Here is a 20,766-nt window from a genome sequence, read left to right as displayed (position 1 = left end):
AGGTTGCCTTGCAGGGTGGGCGATTGGGCGGCGATGGCATCCACCGCGCTGCCCAGGCCCGTGCTCACCGACGTCGAGGCGGGGGCCACGCTGGCTGCCGCCTGGGTACTTTGCAAGGTCAGGCTGTCCTGGGTCGCGGCCGGCTCTTTGGCCGTTTTGCCCAGGACCTTGTTCAGCACTTGCGAGCCGAGGTCACGCAGTACACCGGCGACCACGCCGAGAGCGCCGACCGACGTGCCGGGCTCGACCTTGCCGCTGTGCTCCGGTGCCGCTTGCGAGGTGCCGGAGTTGAGCAGGATGTCCGATGGCGCATCGGCGTGCAGGTATTTTTCGGCCTTGAGGTGGATGTCCTTGGCGCTGAGGTAGATGGCGTCCGGGGTCAGGGTCAGTTGCGAGTCGCCGACCTTGAACTCGATCTTGTCGCCGCTCGCCACCGACCAGGTCTTGCCGATGAAGTCGGTACGGCTCAGGCCGATGGCGGAGAACATCGCCATGCCGATGTTGCGGTTGTAGCCCATGCCGACGTTGGTCATCTTGGCCATGCCGATGCTTTCGACCTTGAAGCGGCCGATGTTGACCGTCTTGTTGTGGCCGATACTGTAGCGCTCGCTGCGGCCGATCTTCTTGGTCCGGTTGGCGCCGACGTCGACGGTTTCGTTGCGCCCCACGGATCGGCTGCGGTCACGACCCACGGCATGGGTCTCGTCGTTCTCGACGACGATGTCCTGGTTGCGCTCGGCGTGGATGTACAGCTGTTCCGCGCCTTTCTTGTCTTCCATGCGGATTTCGTTGAACTGCCCCGGCGTGCCGCCCTTGCTGGAGCGACTTTTCACCCCGCTCTGGGTGGCGTTGGCCGGCAGTTCGTAAGGCACGGTCTGCTCGGCGTTGTACACGCGGCCGGTGATGATCGGCCGGTCGGGGTCGCCTTCGAGGAAGCTGACGATGACTTCCTGGCCGATCCGTGGGATCTGGATCGCGCCCCAGTTCTTGCCGGCCCAGTTCTGCGACACGCGAATCCAGCAGGAGCTGTTTTCGTCGGACTGGTCGTGGCGGTCCCAGTGGAAATGCACCTTGACCCGGCCGTACTCGTCGGTCCAGATCTCCTCGCTGGCGGGGCCGACCACCACGGCGGTCTGTGGCCCGCGCACGATGGGCTGTGCCGTCACCGGCAAGGGGCGAAAGACCTGTTGGGCATCCATGCAGTCCAGGCTGCTCTCGAACTGGAAGGTGCCGCTGGCGGCGCCGCTTTCATAGAGTTCCTGGGTGATGGTGCAGCGGCTGGAGACGGTCAGGTACTCGCGGTTCTGATCCTCCCGTGGGTAGCCGGTCATGCTGAACAGATGGCCGGCGGCGATGCCCCGCGCGTTGCTGCGCAGGCGCACGCGTTCGTACTGGGTGTGCAGGGCCTCGATGCGGTTGCGCGCGTACTGCTCGCCGTCCTTGCTTTGCACGTATTCGCCGGGGTAGTCGTACAGCGGGTGGCTGGCGTTGCCATGCGGCCGCTCGATGATCGAGCGCACTTCCAGGCGCGCGCTGGGGCGCTGGAAGTCATAGTCGTTGAGTTCCAGCGAACCGGGCTGGACCTCGTGGTTCAGGTGCCAGTCGTAGATGTGGTCGCGCTCGCGCATCTGGTCGTCGAGCGGGAAGTAGGGCACGCTGGCGTAGCCGGGCGCCGCATGGTGCGCGCCATAGGCATCGCCGAGCACCAGCACGTGGCGGGCCTGCTCGTGACGGAAGTAGTAGTAGATGCCTTCCTGCTCCATCAGCCGGCTGACGAAGTCGAAGCTGGTCTCGCGGTATTGCACGCAGTATTCCCACTCGCGGTAGGAGCGGGTCAGGGCGTCTTCGAAATCGGAGAAGCCGAGGTCGCGGAACACCTGCTTGATGATGTCCGGCACCGTCATGTTCTGGAAGATGCGGCAGTCCGAGGTCCGCGAGAGCAGCCACAGCCAGGGCCGGATGACCACCCGGTAGCTGGCGAACTGGCCGCGCCCGGCCGACTGGCTGCAGGTGGCGACGATGCCGTGGAAATAGCGGTCGCTGCCGTCCGCCAGGCGCAGGGCCAGGCCCATGGGCTTGCCCAGCATGGCGTTGAGCGGCAGGGCGTGGTTGGCCGAGGTCAGCGCCAGGTCGTAGCTGAATGGCCGGGCCAACTCGTCGTGGCCATCCAGGTGCTGCAGGTGCAGCACGTCGGTGCCAAGCGGGCTGGTGACCTGGGCCATGCGCCCTTGCTGTGAAATTGCCATCGCCATCCTTGTAATCATCACCGCATGGAGCAGAAAAGACCGTAGCGAAAAGGTGGGGTTCCCGTTGCGAGGGGCTTTTGTAGAGCAGCGAGGCACGTCTGTCCAGCAAGACGCGATGGCTTTGTGCTCAGGTACGCAGTTGAACCCGCAGCGTGGATTTCGCAGGTGCGCGGTGTATCTGCCGGTTTATCGGGGAGACGCGCGGACGTTATTTTAGGGGGCAGACCCTGAGGAGTGGCATTGATGAGTGACGATGAACTGTGGGCGGCAAGGGCCGAGATCGACAGCCTGGATGAGCGAATCATCGAACTGCTCGGCTTGCGATTCCAGGCGACCGACAAGGTGGGCTTGTTGAAGGCCACCCGCCGATTGCAAGCGGTCGATCCTGCCCGGGAGGCGGGGCAGGCACTGAGGTATGGCGAGTTGGCGGCGCGCCATGGCGTCAAGCAAGAGCTGGTTCTGCACGTCTTTCGCGCGGTGATCGATGAAGTGGTGAGCAACCATCGGCGCATCCGGGAAGGTCTTTCGAGCTGAAGCTAGGGCCTGTTCCCGTTTCAGCTTGAATGGCTGCTACGAGGCAGGAGCGGACGTCATTACTCGGTGTGTTTAGCCGTCACTCCCGCGAAGGCGGGAGCCCAAAAAAGCGCTTCTGGATTCCCGCCTGCGCGGGAATGACGGTGAACGTAAGCGTCCGCTCCTGCCTCAAAACCGCCAAGCCGAAACGTCAACACCCCCTAGCGCAGCAGTTCGAAAAGCAGCAGCGAACGCCCGGTGACGGCGAACTCGTCGGCGAAGGCGAATTGTTCGCGGGTACGCAGTTCGGGGCGGTTGGTATCGACCAGGCAGGTCCAGGCGTTGCCTTCGGCGACCTCCGGCAGGACGAAATTGACCATGTCGTGGTGCGCGTTGAGGATCAGCAGCAACGTCGCGTCGCCGCCGCCCTTGCGGATACCGGTGGGCTGGGCGCGGCCGTCCATGAGCATGCCGAGGCAGCGTGCGTGCGGGTCCTGCCATTGCTCCGGGGTCATCTCGTTGCCGCAGGGCGACAGCCAACTGACGTCCTTGACCCCGAGGTCTTCGTTGTAGTCGCCAACCAGGAAGCGTCCGCGACGCAGGACCGGATAGGCGCGGCGCAAGCTGAGCAGGCGACGGGTGAAGTCCTGCAACGACCGGCCTTCTTCGTCGATGTTCCAGTCCACCCAACTGATCTCGTTGTCCTGGCAGTAGGGGTTGTTGTTGCCGTGCTGGGTGCGGCTGAACTCGTCGCCGGCCACCAGCATCGGCGTGCCCTGGGCGAAGATCAGGGTGGCCATCATGTTGCGCATCTGGCGCAGGCGCAGGGCGCGGATTTCTTCGTTTTCGCTTGGGCCTTCGGCGCCGTGGTTCCAGGAGATGTTGTTGTCGTTGCCGTCGCGGTTGCCTTCGTCGTTGGCTTCGTTGTGCTTGTGGTCGTAGGACACCACGTCGCGCAGGGTGAAGCCGTCATGGGCGGTGATGAAGTTGACCGAGGCGAAGGGGCGGCGGCCGCGCTGGTTGAACAGGTCGCCGGACGCGGTCAGGCGGCTGGCCAGTTCGCCGAGCTGGCCCTCGTCGCCGCGCCAGAACGCGCGGACGTTGTCGCGGAAGCGGTCGTTCCATTCCGCCCAGCCGGGCGGGAAGCCACCGACCTGGTAGCCGCCGGGGCCGCAGTCCCAGGGCTCGGCGATCAGCTTGACCTTGCTCAGCACCGGGTCCTGGCGGCAGGCGACCAGGAAGCTGTGGCGCTCGTCGAAGCCCTCGGCGTAGCGGCCGAGGATGGTCGCCAGGTCGAAGCGGAAGCCGTCCACGCCCATCTCGCTGACCCAGTAGCGCAACGAGTCGGTGACCATCTGCAGCACGCAGGGATGGCTGAGGTCGAGGGTGTTGCCGGTGCCGGAATCGTTGATGTAGTAACGCTTCTGCTCGGCCATCAGGCGGTAGTAGCTGGCGTTGTCGATGCCACGCATCGACAGGGTCGGGCCCAGCTCGTTGCCTTCGGCGGTGTGGTTGTAGACCACGTCGAGGATCAGCTCCAGGCCCGCGTCGTGCAGGTGCGCGACCATCTCCTTGAATTCGCTGATCTGGCCGCTGGCCAGGTAGGTCGCGTGGGGCGCGAAGAAGGCGATGCTGTTGTAGCCCCAGTAGTTGTTCATGCCTTTTTCCAGCAGGTGCTGGTCGTTGACGAAACCGTGGATCGGCAGCAGTTCGATGCTCGACACGCCGAGCGAGCGGATGTGCTGCAGCAGGTCGCGGTTCATCAGCCCGGCGAAGGTGCCGCGCAGGTGTTCCGGCACCGCAGGGTGGCGCATGCTGATGCCGCGCAGGTGCGTCTCGTAGACCACCGTGCTGTCCCACGGCACGCGCACTGGCTGGTGCTTGCCCCAGGTGAAGGCCGGGTCGATGACCTTGGACTTGGGTACATGGGCGGCGCTGTCACGGGTGTCGAAGCTGAGGTCGCCGTCCTTGTGGCCGATGGTGTAGCCGAACAGCGACTCCGACCAGCGCAGCTTGCCCACCAGTTGCTTGGCGTAGGGGTCGATCAGCAGTTTGTTGGGGTTGAAGCGGTGGCCGGCATCCGGTTCGTACGGCCCGTGCACGCGGTAGCCGTAGACCTGGCCGGGATGGGCATCGGGCAAGTAGCCATGCCAGATTTCGTCGCTGCGCTCCGGCAGTTCGATGCGCTCCAGTTCGCTCTCGCCACGGGCATCGAACAGGCACAGTTCGACCCGTGTGGCGTGGGCCGAGAACAGGGCGAAGTTGACGCCCAGTCCATCCCAGGTCGCGCCGAGGGGGAAGGGGTGTCCTTCACTGACCCGCGAGCGCTGGACTGGCACAATGGTCTTGCTGTCCTTGTCTGTCTTGCTCATGAACGGCTCCGCTTCGAATCAGGCTTTGGGCGTACGCGGTGCCCGGGGTTTCTGCAGCAGCGCCGGTTTCTCCGTCTCGGCCTTGGGTTTGGCGGTTCGCGGTGCGCGCGGTTTTTTCAGCAGCGCCGGCTCGTCGGCGCCGGCCTCGGCTTCGGCCAGGGTCACCGCCCTTGGCTTGCTGATGCGTTTGCCCGGGGTGCTCGGCTGCTGCTTGCCGGCCTGGCCGGCGGCTTCCGATTCGGCGAGCTTGCGGGCCATTTCCCAGTGGCGCAGGTCCTGGCCATCGGGGCGCCCTTCGGACTCCCAGATCTGATAGGCGAATTCACGGATGCGGGTTTCGTCGGCGCTCATGGGCGGTGCTCCTGTAGAGAGGATTTCAGGCAGAGGACATTGACGGGAAAGTCCACCAGCACCTCGGCCAGCGACAAGCTGCCCTGGTCGCCGTGGAACGTGCGTTCGGAGCAGAGGCTGGTGAGGCGACCTGCGTCCAGGGCCTGCGGCAGGCGCACGCGGGTATCGCCCCAGCGCCCGGCAGGGATGTGCGGCAGCGGACTGTCGCCAAGCAGGTCGCGGGCCAGGCGTGGCACCACCACCAGTAGGTGGCGGTCGGCATGGCTGCGCGAGAAAGCCAGGACCTTGTCGGCGTGTACGCCTTCCACGCTCAGCGGTCGGTAGTCGCCTTGGCTGAACAACTGCGGCTGGGCCTTGCGGACGCTCAGCAGGGCGTGGATCAGGGCCTGCTTGAGGTGACCGTCCCGCCAGCGCTGGATCAGTTCGGCGTATTCGTTCAGATGGCCGAGGGCCTCGGCGCGCGCGCTGTAGTCCACCGGGCGCCGGTTGTCCGGGTCGACCAGGCTGAAGTCCCAGAACTCGGTCCCCTGGTACAGGTCCGGCACGCCAGGCGTGGTCAGCCGCAGGGTGCACTGGACCAGGCTGTTGAGCGCGCCAGCCGCTGCAGTTTCGGCTACGGCCTGTGCGATGGAGCTGCGCAGTTCATGCCCTCGCTCCGTGCGAAGCAGGCTATCCAGGTAGTTGCGGCAGGCTGACTCGTAGGCTTCGTTGGGTGTGTTCCAGGTACTTTTCAGCTTGGCTTCGCGCAGGGCTTTTTCCTGCCAGCCGGCGAGGCGTTCGGCATAGTTCCCCAGGCCTTCGTTATCCTCGGCCGACAACTCCAGTGGCCAGCTGCCGAGCAGGGCCTGGAACAGCAAGGCCTGGTCGGCCGCGCTGGGGGCCGTTTCGCCGTCGAGGTCGCGGCACAGCCTGGTGCCGAGTCCGAGCCAGTGCCGCACCCGTTCGGCATACCAGCCGGCCCGTTCGCTGAGTACCGCCAGGCGTGCGCGGGTGTCCTCGCCACGCTTGTGGTCGTGGGTGGCGGTGGCCAGCAGGTTGCGCGGCAAGCGGGCCGCGCGTTCGCCGCAGGCGGTGTGGAATGCGCTTGCCGGTGCACTGAAATGCTGTGGATCGAAGCCCACGTCGTAGCGCGACAGCAGCACCCCGGAGCGGTAGCAGGCGGTGTCTTCCACGGCCTTGGCCGCCGTCGGCGAGGTCAGTTGCTGGAAGCGCGTCAGCACCTTCTGGCGCAGGCGCCGCGCCGGGCCGGGCGGCACGTCGCGCAGGCGCTGGCCGCCGAGCCAGCGGTCGAGGTGGGCGAGCAGGGGCCGGTCGGCCTCGCCGAGGTGTTCATGGGCGCCGGCCAGGGCCTGCTGGAAGCAGCGCCGGTCCTGTTCGCTGCGTGCCGCCGCGCCAGCGTAGGTGCGATAGACCGGGAAGTTGCTGATCAATTCGAGCAGCGCCCGGCGGATCGCGCCGAGGGTCAGGTCGCGGGTGGCGATATCGCCGCGGGCGACTTGCAACAGCCCTTGGGCGACTTCTTCCAGGTCGCCGGCCAGGGCGGTGGCCAGTAGCAGTTGCCGCGCTTCGCGAACCTCGGCCAGGAAGTCGGCCGGGCGGCCGCTGAGTGCATGCCAGAGTGCGCTCAGCGGCTGTTCGCCGCATGGATCGTGCTGCAGCAGCGACACCTGGTTCATGAATTCGTAGCCGGTGGTGCCGTCGACTTTCCAGTCGCCAGGCAAGCGCTCGCCGGCGCCGAGGATCTTTTCCACGAAGATCGGCAAATGGGCCTGCTGCAAGGCCTGGGGGCGCTTGCCTGTCAGGCTTTGCACGCGACGCCGTAGCCGCCGGCAATAGGCCCGTGGGTTGGCGAGGCCGTCGATGTGGTCGATGCGCAGGCCGTCGATCAGGCCCTGTTCGATGAGTTCGAAAATCTTCCCGTGGGTGGCTTCGAACACTTCCGGTCGTTCGACGCGCAGGCCGCCCAGCTCGTTGATGTCGAAGAAGCGCCGCCAGTTGATATCGTCCGTCGCCGTGCGCCAACTGGCGACCCGATAGTGCTGGCGTTCGAGCAGGTTGTGCAGGCGCAGCAGGCCTTGCTCGGTCTCTGGCCGGTAGAGTCGCAGGGCTTTTTCCAGGGCCGCCGCCGAAGCCTGCTGACGGGCGAGGTAGGCCAGTTCCTGGCGCAAGGCCGGGGCCTGGCGCCAGGCATTGGGTTCGCCCTGCAGCGCATCGAAGGACGGTGCCAGGTCGACCAAGGCGCTGTCGCCGCTCAGGCGCAATACCTCGCCGTAGCTCGATGGCGTCAGCGGCAGGCGATGCTCGTAGTGGCGGGCATACAGGCTGCCGTCATGGCTGTCGAAATGCAGGCTGATATCGCCGTTGGCCAACACCTCGCCATAGTCGCTGCGCAGGAAGGGCACCAGCAGCTGGCCGACCATCAGTGGGTCATGGGATTGCCACTGGATATCGAAGAACTGCGCATAGCGGCTGTTCGCGCCCCATTCGAGCACGTCGAGCCACCAGGGGTTGCCATCGCCGCCGACGGCCATGTGGTTGGACACGATGTCGACGATCAGGCCCATGCGCTGCGCATGCAGGGCAGCGGCCAGGCGCTGCAGGGCCGGTTCGCCGCCGAGTTCGGGATTGACCCGGGTCGGGTCGATCACGTCGTAGCCATGCAGCGAGCCTGGCCGTGCGCTGAGCAGCGGCGATGCATAGACGTGGCTGATACCGAGCCGGGCGAAATAGGGCACCTGCGCAGCGGCGTCATCCAGGGTGAAACCCTGGTGCAGTTGCAGGCGGATGGTTGCCCGCAGATCAATCATGCTGGCGGCCATCCCGAGCGGCGTCCAGGCGTGCGAGGCGACGCCGGGCATCGGCTTGGTCGAGCAGTTCGCTGGCGTTGCGGCTCCAGCGCCGCCGCCAGTTCGGGTGGATATTGCCGGGGCCGGGCAGGTTGGCCTGTTCCAGTTCGCCGACGGCATCCTCCAGCGGCAGCAACACCAACGGTGCGGGCGTCTTGCCGATGAAACCGATGGCGGCATCCAGGCAGTGCTCGTCGCTGTCGCCATGCTCCAGCTCGCCCTGTTCGGCCAGGGCCGCGCGCAGCGCCGCGACTTCTCCCGGGCGGTGCTGGCGATCGACTTCGGTCTGTTCCGGGGTGCAGTGGCCGGCCTGCAGGCGCCAGTCGATATCGCGCCCGGCGAACCAGCCTCGGATGCTCGGCAGGTCATGGGTCGTGGTGGTCGCCAGCGCATCCCGTGGCCAGTGTGGCGGCGCGATGAAGCGACCATCCCGCTGTTCGAACAGCAGTACGCGCATGCCCAGCAGATGACGCCGGGCCAGTTCTTCGCGCAGGCCGTCCGGCACCGTGCCGAGGTCTTCGCCAATGACCAGCGCGCGATGCCGCGAGGCTTCCAGGGCGAGCAGGCGCAGCAGGTCCTGGAATGGGTAGTCGAGGTAGGCCCCTTCGCGGGATTCGGCGCCCTGGGGGATGACCCACAGGCGCTTGAGGCCCATGACGTGGTCGATACGCACGCCCCCCACATGGGCCAGGCTGGCACGCAGCATCTCGATGAAGGCGCGAAAGCCATGCTGGCGCAGCCCCTTGGGCGAGAACGCGGAAACGCCCCAGGCCTGGCCCGAACGATTGAGGATGTCCGGCGGCGCGCCGACGGTTACCGATGGCAGCAGCTCGCTCTGCCTGGCCCAGGCCTGGCTGCCGGCACCGTCGGCGCCCACCGCCAGGTCGGCGATCAGGCCGATGCCCATGCCGGCTTCGCGGGCGGCGTCTTGCGCGCGTTGTAGGCCGCGGGCGATCAGCCATTGGTTGAAGGCGTGCAGCTCGACTTCCTGGGCGTGTTCGATGGCGAAACGCTCCACGGCCGCGTGCTGAGGGGCGCGATAGTGTTCCGGCCAGACGCGCCAGTCGCCAGACTCGCCCTGCTGTTTCATGACGCCGTGCAGGGCTTCGAAGGTGCAGTGCTGGAGCAGCGCGTCGCCGCCTTCCTGGCGAAAACGGGCGAAGTCCAGGGCCAGTCGGGCCGGCGCGCTGGCGACGAATTGCTCATGCAGGCGCCGCAGCACCCGGTAACGGGCGCTGGCCACGGCCGGCCAGTCGATGAACTCCAGCTGTTCGAGGCGCTGCCATTCTTCCAGCAGGTTGCAGTTGGCGATGGCGCAGAGCACCTCGTCCTGGCCGAGCAGGCTGTCGGGGGCGGCATGCAGGGGATTGAAGAACAGGCGGCTGGAGGGCGAGTAGGGGCTGTACTGATCGTGGTTGGCGCTGAACATCGCGTGCAGCGGGCTGATCGCCAGGGCGTCGGCGCCCTGCTCGGCAGCGCTGCGGGCCAGGGCCTCGAGCGCGGCCATGTCGCCCAGGCCGCCGTCGCCAGGGCGGCGCAGGGCATAGACCTGGGCGGTCAGGCCCCAGGCATGGTCGCGGCCGATCAGCTCGCGCAGGCTCGGGCAGGCCGGCGGAGCGATGGCCAGGGCCAGCGCCTGGTCAGCGATGAGAAGCTGGTGATAGCCGCACTCGGCGATCGCCGCCAGGCCACCATCGGCATCCAGGCTGGCGTCGATGATGCCGCCGCTTTCCAGTTTGATCTGGCAGCGCGTATGGCTACGGAAATACTGCCCCAGCGCCAGGCTGTGGCCCTGTTGGTGAACGATCAGCGGTCCGGGGCCGGCCTCCTGCTCTGCATGCTGCAGCGTGGCCAGGCTGCTGGCGATCTGCTGCGGGCTCTGCGCCGGATAGCCGAGCGCTTCGAGCAGGGCACGCTGGGCTGGCGGGCTGACATGCTGCTGGCGGCCATTGGCGTCGATCCAGGCAGTGCTGATGCCGGCGGCGTGTGCCAGGTCGGCGAGTTGACTGTCGCTCATGCTGCGTCCTGTAGCAGGGCAACTGCGCTGTAGGGCGGCAGTTGCCCCTGGTGGGTGTGGATGGCCTGGCCGAACAGCAGGGTGGCGTGGGCCTCTGGAGGGTTGACCGGCCGGGTTGTATCGCTCAGGTTCAGGTCGATGCGCAGCAGGCTGCCATCGCCCAGGCGCCAGCTCGCCGAGATCGCCTTGGCGCCGAATACCTCCACGCCAAGTGCGCGGGCACCGACCAGGCGCGGCACGATCTGCGCCTGGCGCAGGTGCAACAGGTGGCGATAGAAGGCGCGCCAGGTGCGATGCTCGGGGTGGTTGCCGGGGTCATGGTCGGGCAGCGAAGCGCTGAAGGTGGCGAGGGCGTTCGGGTCGGGGATCGCTTCGCGCGCCTGCGGGTCGGCGAAGGCGCTGAACTCGGCGAACTCCGCGCGACGCCCTTCGCGTACCGCGGCGCCCAGCTCGGCGTGATGGTCGGTGAAGAACAGGAAGGGCTGGCGCGAGCCCCATTCCTCGCCCATGAACAACAGCGGGATCATCGGGCCGAGCAGCAACAGCACGCTGGCCGCGCGCAGTGCCTGGGGCGCGACGAGGCTGGCCAGGCGCTCGCCCAGGGCGCGGTTGCCGACCTGGTCGTGGTTCTGCAGGAACAGCACGAAGGCGCTTGGCGGCAGGTGCGCGCTGGGCTGGCCACGGGGCTCGCCATGCCGGTCGCTCTGCCCCTGGTGGATGAAGCCTTCGCCGACGAAACTCGCCAGCTTGGCCGTGGCATCCTTGGCGAACTCGGCGTAGTAGCCCTCCTGTTCGCCCGTGAGCAGATGGTGGAGGACGTTATGGCCGTCGTCGTTCCACTGCGCGTCGAAGCCTTGTCGCAGCAGGTCGGCGTCGTTGCGTTCGTTCTCCAGCACCAGGTGGATGTGGCGGTCGCCGGCCACGGCCGCGCGCGCGCGCTGTGCCAACTCGATCAGGAATGGATTGTCATTGATCGCATGCGCCGCATCCAGGCGCAGGCCGTCGACGTGGTAGTCGAGCAGCCACATCAGGGCGTTCTCGCAGAAGAAATCCCGTACCTGCGGGCGGCGGAAATCGATGGCCGCGCCCCAGGGCGTGTGCACGTCCTCGCGAAAGAACGCCCTGGCGTATTCATGCAGGTAGTTACCGTCCGGGCCGAAGTGGTTGTAGACCACGTCGACGAATACCATCAGGCCCAAACCGTGAGCGCTGTCGATCAGGCCGCGCAGTTCGTCGGGCGTGCCGTAGCGGCGATGCGGCGCGAAGGGCAGCACGCCGTCGTAGCCCCAGTTGCGCTCGCCGGGAAATTCGCCGAGGGGCATCAGCTCGATGGCGGTGACGCCCAGCTCGACCAGCGTCGGCAGGCAGGCCTCGACGCCAAGGAAACCGCCGAGCAAGCCGACGTGTACCTCGTAGAGGATGGTTTCGTGCCATGGCCGGCCCGGCCAGTCCGGATTGCGCCAGGCGTAGCGGCGGGGATCGACTACCTGGCTCCAGCCATGCACGCCATCGACCTGGGCGCGCGAGGCGGGGTCGGGGACATGCAGGTGGCCTTCGATGATGAAACGGTAGGCCGTACCGGCGGCGCAAGGCAGGGTTGCGCTGAACCAGCCATCGGCCCGTTGTTGCAGGGCGTGAGTCTCGCCGCTGGCCAACTCCAGCGCCACTGCGCGGCTGGAGGGTGCCCAGAGCGCGAAACGGGTGCTCGCGTCGTCCAGCAACACGGCACCGTGGCTGCGTTCGGGCGTGGCCATCAAGCCTGACCCCGGGCGACCGCTCCTGGCAATTGGCGAGCGGCGTTCTTCAGCAGGCGCTGGTAGAGACGGTCATAAGGATCGACCGACTGTGCCCAGAACTGCGGCGAGGCCATGGCCTTGCAGCGCATGGCGTTGAGCAGCTCGGGGTGTTGGTAGACATTGATGGCGCGTTGCACGGCCGCGAAGTAATGCTCGGGATCGGCTTCGTCGAACAGGAAACCGCTGACGCCATCCTCGATGGTATCGGCCAGGCCGCCGGTACGCCGGGCAACAGGCAGCGAGCCGAAGCGCTGGGCGTACATCTGGCTCAGGCCGCAGGGCTCGAAGCGCGACGGCATCAGCAGGAAGTCGCTGCCGGCGAACATGCGCCGGGCATCGGTCTCGTTGAAGCCGATATTCACCCCGATCCGCCCTGGATGATCCTGGGCCAGCTTGAGCAGGGCCTGTTCCAGGCCACCTTCGCCACGCCCGATCACGGCCATGCGCCCGCCAGCGGCGACGATGCGTTCGGCGATGGCCAGGGTCAGGTCGATGCCTTTTTGCTGCACCAGGCGCGAGACCACAGCGAACAGCGGCCCTTCGTCGCGGTCCAGGCTGAACAGTTGCTCGACGTGGCGTGCATTGGCGCGCTTGCCCTGCCATTCGTTGCAGTCGAAGGTCGCCACCAGATGCCTGTCGGTCGACGCCTCCCAACTGTCGTCGATGCCATTGGTGATACCGCTGAGTAGCCCTTCGTCCACCTTGCGGCGCAACATGCCGTCGAGACCGCAACCGAAGTCTGCCGTGGTGATCTCGTGGGCGTAGGTGCGGCTGACGGTGGTGATGTGGCTGGAATAAACGATGCCGGCCTTGAGGAACGACAGCTTGCCGTAGAATTCCATGCCGTCGGGCGAGCAGGCCGAGGCTGGCAGGCCCAGCTCGGGGCTGCACTCCATCGGCACCAGCCCCTGGTAGGCGAGGTTGTGGATGGTCAGTACGCTGGGCGTGCGCTGGCCGCGCCAGGCCATGTAGGCCGGAGCCAGGGACGACGGCCAGTCATTGGCGTGCACCAGCTCGGGGCACCAACTGATGCCGGCGGTGCCGGCGGCAATCTCGGCGGCGGCCAGGCCCAGGCGGGCGAAGCGGATGTGGTTATCCGGCCAGTCATGGCCACGTTCGTCGCCGTAGGGCGTGCCATCGCGCTCGTAGAGTTCGGCGCAGAGCAGCACGTAGACGATCAGCCCATCGGCCAGGTCGATGCGGCCGACCTCGCAGGCGGGCAGGGCGGCATGGCCTCCCATGCGGCCGACGATACGGATCTCATGGCCGGCGTTGACGATCTGCCGGTAGCCAGGCAGCAAGACGCGAATGTCGTGGCGCGAGCTGAGCGCCTTGGGTAGCGCGGAGGACACGTCGCCCAGGCCCCCGGCCTTGATGAAGTCGGAACATTCGCTGGTGACGAACAGCACGCGCTTCTTCTGGCTGTTCATGGATTCCAGATGGAAAGACGGACGGGTGACCCGTGTTTCGCTCTTGTCGCCGTTGGCGGTCGCAGCAGCATTTGCCATGGTCTCTCTCCGTTGTCGTTCAGCCTCCGGCCGGACAGCGATGCCCGTGCCACTCCACATGCCTGCGCTACCGTTGCATCGGGCGTGCCGACACCTACCGTCTCGCTCGTTGGTTGGTTCGATCCTCGATGAGAAATGCCCCCCACCTTGTGGATGACTGGCTCTGCGGCGCGGAAGTTTCGACTTTTTTACCGTCCATCCGTCGGTTGTCGGCGAGCGCTGGAAACCGTCCGGCCCTGGACCGGGACCGCGCGTGAACTTTGTGCATGCGCACTGTTTCGAAGCATCACGGGCAAGCCAGCCCGAGAGGAGAATGCCCCCCATGCAAAGCGTCGAGCAGGTCGTGAGTTTCCTGGAGAAGTATCAGTTGTCGCTGACCACCGCCGAGTCCTGCACGGCAGGGCTGATGGCGTCGATGATCGCCGACGTGCCGGGCGGCGGGAGCGTGCTGGAGAGCGGTTTCGTGGTCTATTCGGCCAGCGCCAAGAACACCCTGCTCGGGGTCAGTTTCGAGACCATGCGCAAGCATGGCCTGAGCAGCGAGGAGGTGGCACGGGAAATGGCCGTCGGCGCGCTCAAGCTGAGCCAGGCGAAGATCGTGCTGGCCAACACCGGCCTGGCCGACTCCGAGGATGACGCTCGCGACGGCCTGATGTGTTTCGCCTGCTCGATGAGTGTCAACGGGCACGAGGGCGTGGTCAGCGAAACCATCGAGTTCGAAGGCCGCCGCAACGAAGTGCGCGCGGCGGCGGCGCGTTATGCCTTGTTGCGGCTGCCGTATTACTACGAACGGCTGAGGATCGTTTGAGCGCCTGTCCATGGCCTCATGAACCGGGTCTTCTGGGTTCCCGCCTTCGCGGGAATGACGACTGAACACACCGGACGACTGTTCCTGCCTCAACGCTACCCGGGGAGCCGATCTGAGATCGTGAACGGGCTCTTAGGTTCTGTACGAAAAGTCGTCGAGCGAAGGTCAGGCCGGGCCGCGCAGGCGAGGCAAAAACGGGTGAGGAAGCGGAGTTTACGCGTTGTAAATGAGCATTCCGAACCCGTTTTTAACGAAGCATCACCGAGCGCAGGCACTTTTCGTACATAACCTAGAAATGCACCTTCGCCAGCGCACTGATCGCGCTCTGGTCGGTATGGAACGCGCGGCTGTCTTCGATGCCGTACTTGTCGCTCCAGTAGTCGTACTCCACGCCCACGTAGAACTTCTTGCCGAAGCCCAGGGCCTTGGCCAGGTCGTATTTGATCTGCGGGTTGAAGTGCAGGTTGGCGTGGTAGCTCTTGTCGTTGTCCACCACCCAGTCCATGAAGCCGTCGATCACCAGGTCCGAATTGCCGAGCGGTACTGTGTAGCTCCATACCGGGGTGATCTGCCAGACGCCGTCGCCATCGCGCTTGCCATCGGTTTCGCGCAGATAGGTGTTGATCTGGAAATAGTCGAAGCCGGGGATGTTCAGGTCGATGGCCGGGCCGAGCAGGTAGGCGTCGACATCGTCCTCGCCGAATTCGTAGGTGGCGCTCAGCAACACGTCCTTGATCGGCCCGAAAGCCAGGTCGCTGCCGCTGATCTTGCCGAACGACAGGCGTGGGCTGATCTCGCCATAGAAGGTGTGGCCATCGCCGGCACCGTTGGTGGCCTCGGTGTTGTACTTGATGCCGTCGACGAAGATGAACAGGTCACCGAAGCTCCAGCCACTGGCGTGCTCGAAGGTGAGGGTCTGCTGCTTGGATGGATCGACCTTGAAATCGACGCCGTTGAGGTAGGTCAGGCTCTCGTCGTGCCATTGCAGAAGGTCGCCGGCCATGCTCTGGCCGGCAACGAGCAGGCCGCCGGCCAGGGCCAGGGCACTTGCGCAGTGCTTCATCGGGTGTACTCCGGGTATCGCGTTTCTGGGGGGGCAGGCCTGCCTGGGTGTCAGAGGCCAGGAAGAACCGGGGCGCGCATTCTAGACGTTTGCGCAGGATTCGGGCAGGGAGTCGGGGGGAGTGGGCGATGAGGGAAAGGCGGGAGCGCTCATGCGCTGCGCGTGCGCATGAGCACGGCCTGCCATCGAGTCGGAGCATCCATGGGGATGCTCCTGACCTTGTCAGGTCCAGCCCAGTTGACTGGCCGCATGGCCATCGTTCCAGACCTTGGTGACCTCGGCGACCCTGCCTGCCTCTAGGCGCATGATGAACACGTAGTCGGAAACCAGGCTTTTCCCGGTGGCCGGCACGGACGCGTCGATACCGCTATGAGTGCCGTGGAAGCGGGCATAGGCGATCACCGACTGGCGTTTCTCATCCGTGGCCACGCTCACCAGCGTGTAGTGGGCGTCGGGAAGAATCTCCAGCAGATGAGGGATCGAGTCGCTGTATGCCTCGACCGTTCCGAGATGCTCCAGGGAGTGTGCCTGCACGTTGAAGGTGGCGTTTTCGTGGCAGAAGCGGCGGCATTCCTGCCAGCCCTTGCCCGACTCGCAGACTTCGAAAAATGCCATGGCTGTTTCGGCGATTGTGGTCATTCGGTGGCCTTCGGATTCAGTCGTTGTCAGAGGAGGGCGCTGGCATATTCGGAGGAGCTTTGGTTGGCCGTGTCGCTCAGCGCATTGAAGCCCGAGGAGCGGCGCTCGGTGCTGCCTTTGAGGTAAGCGAGGGGGTCTTCGAAGTCGCGTACGTAGCCCATGGCGAAGCAGCCGCACTGATAGCCCATCAGTCTCAGCAGGTCATCCGGCAGCGTGCGAGCGACCTCAGGCGGCGTCGCCAGGTATTGGTTCTCTTCCTGGCGTACCCAGCCCACCGCATAAGTGATGTTCAGTGCCTGGCGAACCTGGTCGGTCTTGTTCTCGCCGGCGCCGTGGTAGACCTTGCCGGTGTAGAGCAGCACCGAGCCTTTTTTCATTTCGGCGGGAATGCCCGCTTCCGGCGGGTACTTCTGGCCCCCACCAGCGAACTGGCTGCCAGGAACGATGCGGGTGGCGCCGTTTTCTGCGGTGTAGTCAGTCAAGGCCCACAGGGTGTTGCACTGGACTTCGTAGTCGTCCGGGAACTGGAAAAAGTCCCAGGCCAGTTGATCCTGATGCAGCACCTGGGCAGGCGAGCCCGGATGGACGGTGATCACCTGGGTCAGGTGCAACTGGAAGGTCGACGCCTTGCTCAGGTGATTGCCCGCCACAGCGACGACCAAGGGATTCATGATCAGGTCGCGGGAGGTTTCGGAACGCAGGATCATCGCGCCGGTACGCTGTGTGCTGAAACCTACGAACTTGTCTTCGCCGAAGGGGGTGCTCTCGATGTACGGAGCCATTTCTGTGGCGATCCTGTCCATGACCTCGGGGCTGGCCAGTTGGTCGATGATCACGTAGCCGTGTTCTTTGAGAGAGGCGCTGACGTGTTCGACGGTAGCGGTGTTGGGAAGGCGATTGAGCATTGTCGGATTTCCTTTGCGGCGGGGAGCGAGCGGGGTTGATGGGCCTACGCCAATTGGCGCAGCGCCTCGTAGCGAGTGGGTTGGCGGGTACGCAAGCGTTCGGCGATGCAGAAACCGAAGGCAAAGGTGCACAGCATGAACAGGACGACCAGGATCGATACGGTCTTGGCGTTGTCGCCACCGATCAGGTCTGGGAGGTTGGATACCGCGACCCAGAGGCAGCCAAGGATTCCGATCAGGCCGCCGGTGGGGGCTATCAGGGTTTTCCAGAGTTGGCCGGTGGTCTTCTCCCGACGGAAGAACACGACGACAGCGGCACAGGTCAGGGAAAGGATCGTCATGTAGCCGAGCGTTCCGGCCATCGCGCCCCAGGCATAGATCTCGGTCGCGGGGTCGGCACCGATCACGATCAGAATGACGAAGGCGACCACGCTGAAGATGGACAGGGCGGCGGATGAGATGTGCGGGGAGCCATGCTCCGGGTGCACGTTCGAGAAGCGATCGCTGAGTACGCCAAAGCGGCCCAGGGTGTATTTGTAGCGAACCACGATGTTGTGCAGCGACAGGGCGCAGGCGAACAGGCTGGTGATCAGCAGGACATGCATCACGTCCATGAAGATGACCCCGAAGTAGTGCTCGGTGATGGCCAGGTACATGTCGGCGCCATGAGTCTCGGAGAATGCCGTGATGTTCGCCTGGCCAATCGCGCTGACCGCGCACCACATGGACAGCACATAGAACGCACCGACCAGGAGTACGGCGGTGTAGGTCGCCTGCGGGATGGTTCGATCCGGATCGCGCGCTTCTTCGCGATAGATCACGGTCGACTCGAAGCCGATGAAGCTGAAGATCGCGAACAGAATGCCGAGACCAGGCGATCCGGAGACGATACTGGCCATCTCGAAGGACGCTGCTTCCATTCCCGCCGGGCCTTTGTCCCACAGGACGGCGATATCCACCAGGATGACCACGGCGATCTCGAGCACGAGGGCGATCCCCAGGAACCGGGAGCTCAGTTCGATATCGCGGTATCCGAGGTAGGCGATCACGCCCACCGCGAGGAACGAGTACATCCACCATGGGACGTCCACGTGAAGCAGGCTATTGATCGCATCCGCCGTGGCATAGCCGATGAAACCCTGTAGCGCGACGAGGATCATCGCGTAGGAAGCCACCGCCAGCGTCGCCGAGCCGAGGCCGATGGAGCGTCCCAGGCCCTTCTGAATGAACGCGTAGAACGCCCCGGCATTGGTGATGTGCTTCGACATGGCGACGAAGCCGACCGTGAAAAGGAACATGATCACGGTTGCGATGAATGCGTCGACCGGGGCCGCGACACCATTGCCCATGCTGACCATCAGCGGGGTATTGGCCACCATCACGGTCAAGGGCGCCGCGGTGGCGACCACCATCATCACAATCGGGGCGACGCCAAGCGAGCCCTGCAGTTTTTTCTTTTCAACCTCTCCCATGGAGGCCTCCCTCAATCATTGGCTATCAGGTCATGGGTTCATGGACGGAAGGGGGAACGACCCGCCACGACGTTGATGCCAGTATTGAGAAATGCTCACCCTGAAAACTTGTTTTGAAATGACAACTCCTTGTTACCGGACAACATCCGGGTGGTCCGAAATGGCGCGCCAGGCACGCCATTGGTGCGCCTCCTCGTGCCGGGCACCCAGACCATGGCAGAAAAGACGGGTATCGAGCCCGCGGTATAGGAGTTGCTTGTCGTGACCTGCCTGAGTTTCCATAAGCGGAGGTCGGAAATGCACCGATCCATACCTGTTCACGATGCCGCCACGCCCACCACCGTGATGGGCGCGGTGGTATCCGGGTTCGCCTCGTTCGTGCGTAGTCAGGGCGCAGAAACGGAGGACATCTTCGAGCGCTCGGGCATCCATCCGGACGTGCTGGGCGATCCTAACCAGCCCATCCCTCTGCCGGCCTTCCTCAAGGCCATCGATACCGCTGCGCAGCTCACCCACAGCGATAACTTCGGTCTCTGGCTGGGGAATCAGTACCAACCCGAGTTTCTCGGGCTGTGGGGGTATATCGGGCTGTCATCCGCGACGCTCGGCGAAGCACTGATGAACATGAGCCGTTACTTCCCGGAGTTTCAGAGCCGTAGCACGCTCAAGCTCAGTTACCTGCGCGGCACGGTGCGCCTGGAATACGGACTGCTCGACGGGAATATCATCAGCCGTCGGCATGATGCCGAAATGACCCTGGGCAATGTCTTCAATGTGATGCGGCGGGCGCTGGGCGAGCGCTGGTCCCCGCTGGAGGTCCACTTCAACCACGGCCGGCCAGACTGCTGGCAGGATCATCACAAAGCGTTTCGCGCTGACGTACGTTTCGGGCAAGAGACCAATGCGCTCATTTTCAACGCGTCGGACCTGGCCCGCCCGATGCCGGGGGCCGATCCCCAGTTGCTGCTGATCGCCAAGCAAAGCTTCAGCGCCCTGAGGCTATCGAGTTCGGTGCGTTTCACGATCGCCGAGCGTGTCCGCTCCGACATCATCGAGACTATCCATACCGATATACCCCGTATCGAACACGTCGCCGAGCGACTCGGCCTGCCCGTATGGACATTGACCCGGCAACTCAAGGACGAGGGGCACACCTTTACCGGCCTGTTCGAGTCCGTGCGTCGGCAGCTCGCCTGCCATTACCTGGAGCGCTCCAACATGACCATCTCCAGGTTGTCCGAGCTGTTGCGCTATACCGAAACATCCAGCTTCACCCACGCGTTCAACCGATGGTTCGACGAATCGCCGAAACGCTGGAGGGAACGCCATCGCACAACGGCCGCTGCGCATTTCGAGTAACGTCGCTGCAATAGCCAGGCTCTTCAGCAATTCGCGGGCGAAACTGCAACTGCGGTTCGGCCGTTATTCGTCACTCGGGTTGGTTTTTCTCCAACCGTATCTGTTCCATCACGCGGTTGAAGTCGTCGAGGAATTCGCGCATGCCCATCGACTTGGCAAAGCCGAGATAAAGCGTGTCGTGGACCAACGGGCGCTCCAGAACCACGAAGCGCCCACGGCTGGCGGCCAGTTCCGGATCGGCGCTGAGCAACGATTCCAGTCCGGCCTTGCCATTGCCGATGAACGCCGCGTCGATGCGCCCATAGAGCACTTTGAGCAGGCGTGAGCGGGCGTTGATGTCCGGTACCACCTCGAGCGTGCCGTGGGCCATGGCGGCATTGGCCTCGGCGCCGTAGCTGGCACCCTGCTGCACGCCGATCCTCTTGCCACGCAGGTCGTCCAGGCTGTCGAAGGCGAACGTCCGGTCTGCCCGCACCACGACCAGAATGTCGTCGTCATAAAGGGGCGCGGAGTAATCGAACAGGGCTTCCCGCTGCTCGGTCTTCGACAGGCCGATGATGCCGCCTTCGCCATCCCGCGCACTGCCGTAGGCGCGGCTCCACGGGTAGAGGCGCACGGTGACCGGGTTGCCGCTGATCCTGCTGTACTGGCGGAGCATGTCGACCAGCAGGCCGGAAGGTCGGCCGAAGCGGTCCAGGTAGACAACGGGGCGATACGTGGAGTCGCCCATCACCAGCACTTCGCCGGCGTGGCAGGTTAGCGCCCCGAGAAGCAGAAGTAGCAGTGAAACGGATGACCAGAAGCGCAGCATTGCAATTCCTGAGAGGCACTATCACGCACATGTATGAGAGGTGAGGCAGCGCTGTGGGCA

Annotated in this window: 14 protein-coding genes and 1 pseudogene; 3 read left to right on the top strand and 12 right to left on the bottom strand. The window is 65.0% G+C overall.

Annotation, left to right across the window (positions count from 1 at the left end; genetic code table 11):
* Positions 1-398 precede the first annotated feature (398 nt).
* A pseudogene (locus ACSZPK_RS18345) lies at positions 399-2,246 on the bottom strand (type VI secretion system Vgr family protein); the annotation flags it as partial.
* Between the two features lie 243 nt (positions 2,247-2,489).
* On the opposite strand from ACSZPK_RS18345, the gene ACSZPK_RS18340 reads away from it, so the two are divergent.
* A complete protein-coding gene (locus tag ACSZPK_RS18340) occupies positions 2,490-2,780 on the top strand; it encodes a chorismate mutase (protein ID WP_437882961.1) in 291 nt (96 codons plus the stop codon).
* A gap of 200 nt (positions 2,781-2,980) precedes the next feature.
* Here ACSZPK_RS18340 and glgX read toward each other — a convergent pair whose 3' ends face one another.
* From glgX to glgA, 6 genes are read right to left on the bottom strand one after another with little or no spacing between them, the layout of a single operon-like run.
* The gene (gene glgX, locus ACSZPK_RS18335; protein ID WP_437882960.1) at positions 2,981-5,131 is read right to left on the bottom strand and encodes a glycogen debranching protein GlgX; all 2,151 of its coding nucleotides are present in this window, start codon (positions 5,129-5,131) and stop codon (positions 2,981-2,983) included.
* 18 nt (positions 5,132-5,149) lie between these two features.
* Positions 5,150-5,482, bottom strand: a complete 333-nt coding sequence (locus tag ACSZPK_RS18330; RefSeq protein ID WP_437882959.1) for a DUF2934 domain-containing protein — start codon at positions 5,480-5,482, stop codon at positions 5,150-5,152.
* On the bottom strand, positions 5,479-8,289 hold the full coding sequence (locus ACSZPK_RS18325; RefSeq protein ID WP_437882958.1) for a malto-oligosyltrehalose synthase: 2,811 nt from the start codon (positions 8,287-8,289) through the stop codon (positions 5,479-5,481). The genes ACSZPK_RS18330 and ACSZPK_RS18325 overlap by 4 nt, the downstream gene beginning before the upstream one ends.
* Positions 8,282-10,345, bottom strand: coding sequence for a 4-alpha-glucanotransferase (gene malQ / locus ACSZPK_RS18320; RefSeq protein WP_437882957.1), 2,064 nt, complete (start codon positions 10,343-10,345; stop codon positions 8,282-8,284). Before malQ ends, ACSZPK_RS18325 begins: the two co-directional genes overlap by 8 nt.
* Positions 10,342-12,099: a malto-oligosyltrehalose trehalohydrolase gene (treZ, locus tag ACSZPK_RS18315; RefSeq protein WP_437882956.1), complete on the bottom strand. Its 1,758-nt coding sequence runs from the start codon at positions 12,097-12,099 to the stop codon at positions 10,342-10,344. Before treZ ends, malQ begins: the two co-directional genes overlap by 4 nt.
* Entirely contained in the window at positions 12,099-13,649 is a 1,551-nt protein-coding gene (gene glgA / locus ACSZPK_RS18310) for a glycogen synthase GlgA (RefSeq protein WP_437882955.1), read from the bottom strand. Before glgA ends, treZ begins: the two co-directional genes overlap by 1 nt.
* 322 nt (positions 13,650-13,971) lie before the next feature.
* Here glgA and ACSZPK_RS18305 point away from each other — a divergent pair, with 322 nt between their 5' ends.
* The gene (locus ACSZPK_RS18305; RefSeq protein ID WP_437882954.1) at positions 13,972-14,457 is read left to right on the top strand and encodes a CinA family protein; all 486 of its coding nucleotides are present in this window, start codon (positions 13,972-13,974) and stop codon (positions 14,455-14,457) included.
* A 289-nt stretch (positions 14,458-14,746) separates the two neighbouring features.
* Here ACSZPK_RS18305 and ACSZPK_RS18300 read toward each other — a convergent pair whose 3' ends face one another.
* From ACSZPK_RS18300 to ACSZPK_RS18285, 4 genes are all read right to left on the bottom strand, one after another.
* On the bottom strand, positions 14,747-15,520 hold the full coding sequence (locus tag ACSZPK_RS18300; RefSeq protein WP_437882953.1) for an outer membrane protein OmpK: 774 nt from the start codon (positions 15,518-15,520) through the stop codon (positions 14,747-14,749).
* 222 nt (positions 15,521-15,742) lie between these two features.
* Positions 15,743-16,135: an ester cyclase gene (locus ACSZPK_RS18295; protein WP_437882952.1), complete on the bottom strand. Its 393-nt coding sequence runs from the start codon at positions 16,133-16,135 to the stop codon at positions 15,743-15,745.
* Positions 16,136-16,185: 50 nt separating this feature from the next.
* Positions 16,186-17,064 (bottom strand): phytanoyl-CoA dioxygenase family protein, encoded by an 879-nt coding sequence (locus ACSZPK_RS18290; protein WP_437882951.1) that lies wholly within the window; start codon positions 17,062-17,064, stop codon positions 16,186-16,188.
* A gap of 44 nt (positions 17,065-17,108) precedes the next feature.
* Positions 17,109-18,536 (bottom strand): APC family permease, encoded by a 1,428-nt coding sequence (locus ACSZPK_RS18285; protein WP_437882950.1) that lies wholly within the window; start codon positions 18,534-18,536, stop codon positions 17,109-17,111.
* A gap of 261 nt (positions 18,537-18,797) precedes the next feature.
* On the opposite strand from ACSZPK_RS18285, the gene qhpR reads away from it, so the two are divergent.
* Positions 18,798-19,895 carry an AraC-like transcriptional regulator QhpR gene (gene qhpR, locus ACSZPK_RS18280; RefSeq protein ID WP_437882949.1) on the top strand — a complete coding sequence of 366 codons (1,098 nt, stop codon included), beginning with the start codon at positions 18,798-18,800 and terminating at the stop codon, positions 19,893-19,895.
* Positions 19,896-19,965: 70 nt separating this feature from the next.
* Here qhpR and ACSZPK_RS18275 read toward each other — a convergent pair whose 3' ends face one another.
* Complete coding sequence (locus ACSZPK_RS18275) at positions 19,966-20,706, bottom strand: substrate-binding periplasmic protein (RefSeq protein WP_437882948.1); 741 nt, start codon at positions 20,704-20,706, stop codon at positions 19,966-19,968.
* Positions 20,707-20,766 lie beyond the last annotated feature (60 nt).

Origin of the sequence: Pseudomonas sp. LRF_L74 (assembly GCF_965644255.1) — a bacterium.
Classification (GTDB): domain Bacteria; phylum Pseudomonadota; class Gammaproteobacteria; order Pseudomonadales; family Pseudomonadaceae; genus Aquipseudomonas.
The sequence above is the reverse complement of the archived record's forward strand: the minus strand, read 5'-3'. Positions and strand labels throughout refer to the sequence as shown.

Coding starts and splice junctions, on each gene's coding strand:
- ACSZPK_RS18340 (WP_437882961.1), top strand. CDS start 2,490: ATGAGTGACGATGAACTGTGGGCGGCAAGGGCCGAGATCGACAGCCTG.
- glgX (WP_437882960.1), bottom strand. CDS start 5,131: ATGAGCAAGACAGACAAGGACAGCAAGACCATTGTGCCAGTCCAGCGC.
- ACSZPK_RS18330 (WP_437882959.1), bottom strand. CDS start 5,482: ATGAGCGCCGACGAAACCCGCATCCGTGAATTCGCCTATCAGATCTGG.
- ACSZPK_RS18325 (WP_437882958.1), bottom strand. CDS start 8,289: ATGATTGATCTGCGGGCAACCATCCGCCTGCAACTGCACCAGGGTTTC.
- malQ (WP_437882957.1), bottom strand. CDS start 10,345: ATGAGCGACAGTCAACTCGCCGACCTGGCACACGCCGCCGGCATCAGC.
- treZ (WP_437882956.1), bottom strand. CDS start 12,099: ATGGCCACGCCCGAACGCAGCCACGGTGCCGTGTTGCTGGACGACGCG.
- glgA (WP_437882955.1), bottom strand. CDS start 13,649: ATGGCAAATGCTGCTGCGACCGCCAACGGCGACAAGAGCGAAACACGG.
- ACSZPK_RS18305 (WP_437882954.1), top strand. CDS start 13,972: ATGCAAAGCGTCGAGCAGGTCGTGAGTTTCCTGGAGAAGTATCAGTTG.
- ACSZPK_RS18300 (WP_437882953.1), bottom strand. CDS start 15,520: ATGAAGCACTGCGCAAGTGCCCTGGCCCTGGCCGGCGGCCTGCTCGTT.
- ACSZPK_RS18295 (WP_437882952.1), bottom strand. CDS start 16,135: ATGGCATTTTTCGAAGTCTGCGAGTCGGGCAAGGGCTGGCAGGAATGC.
- ACSZPK_RS18290 (WP_437882951.1), bottom strand. CDS start 17,064: ATGCTCAATCGCCTTCCCAACACCGCTACCGTCGAACACGTCAGCGCC.
- ACSZPK_RS18285 (WP_437882950.1), bottom strand. CDS start 18,536: ATGGGAGAGGTTGAAAAGAAAAAACTGCAGGGCTCGCTTGGCGTCGCC.
- ACSZPK_RS18275 (WP_437882948.1), bottom strand. CDS start 20,706: ATGCTGCGCTTCTGGTCATCCGTTTCACTGCTACTTCTGCTTCTCGGG.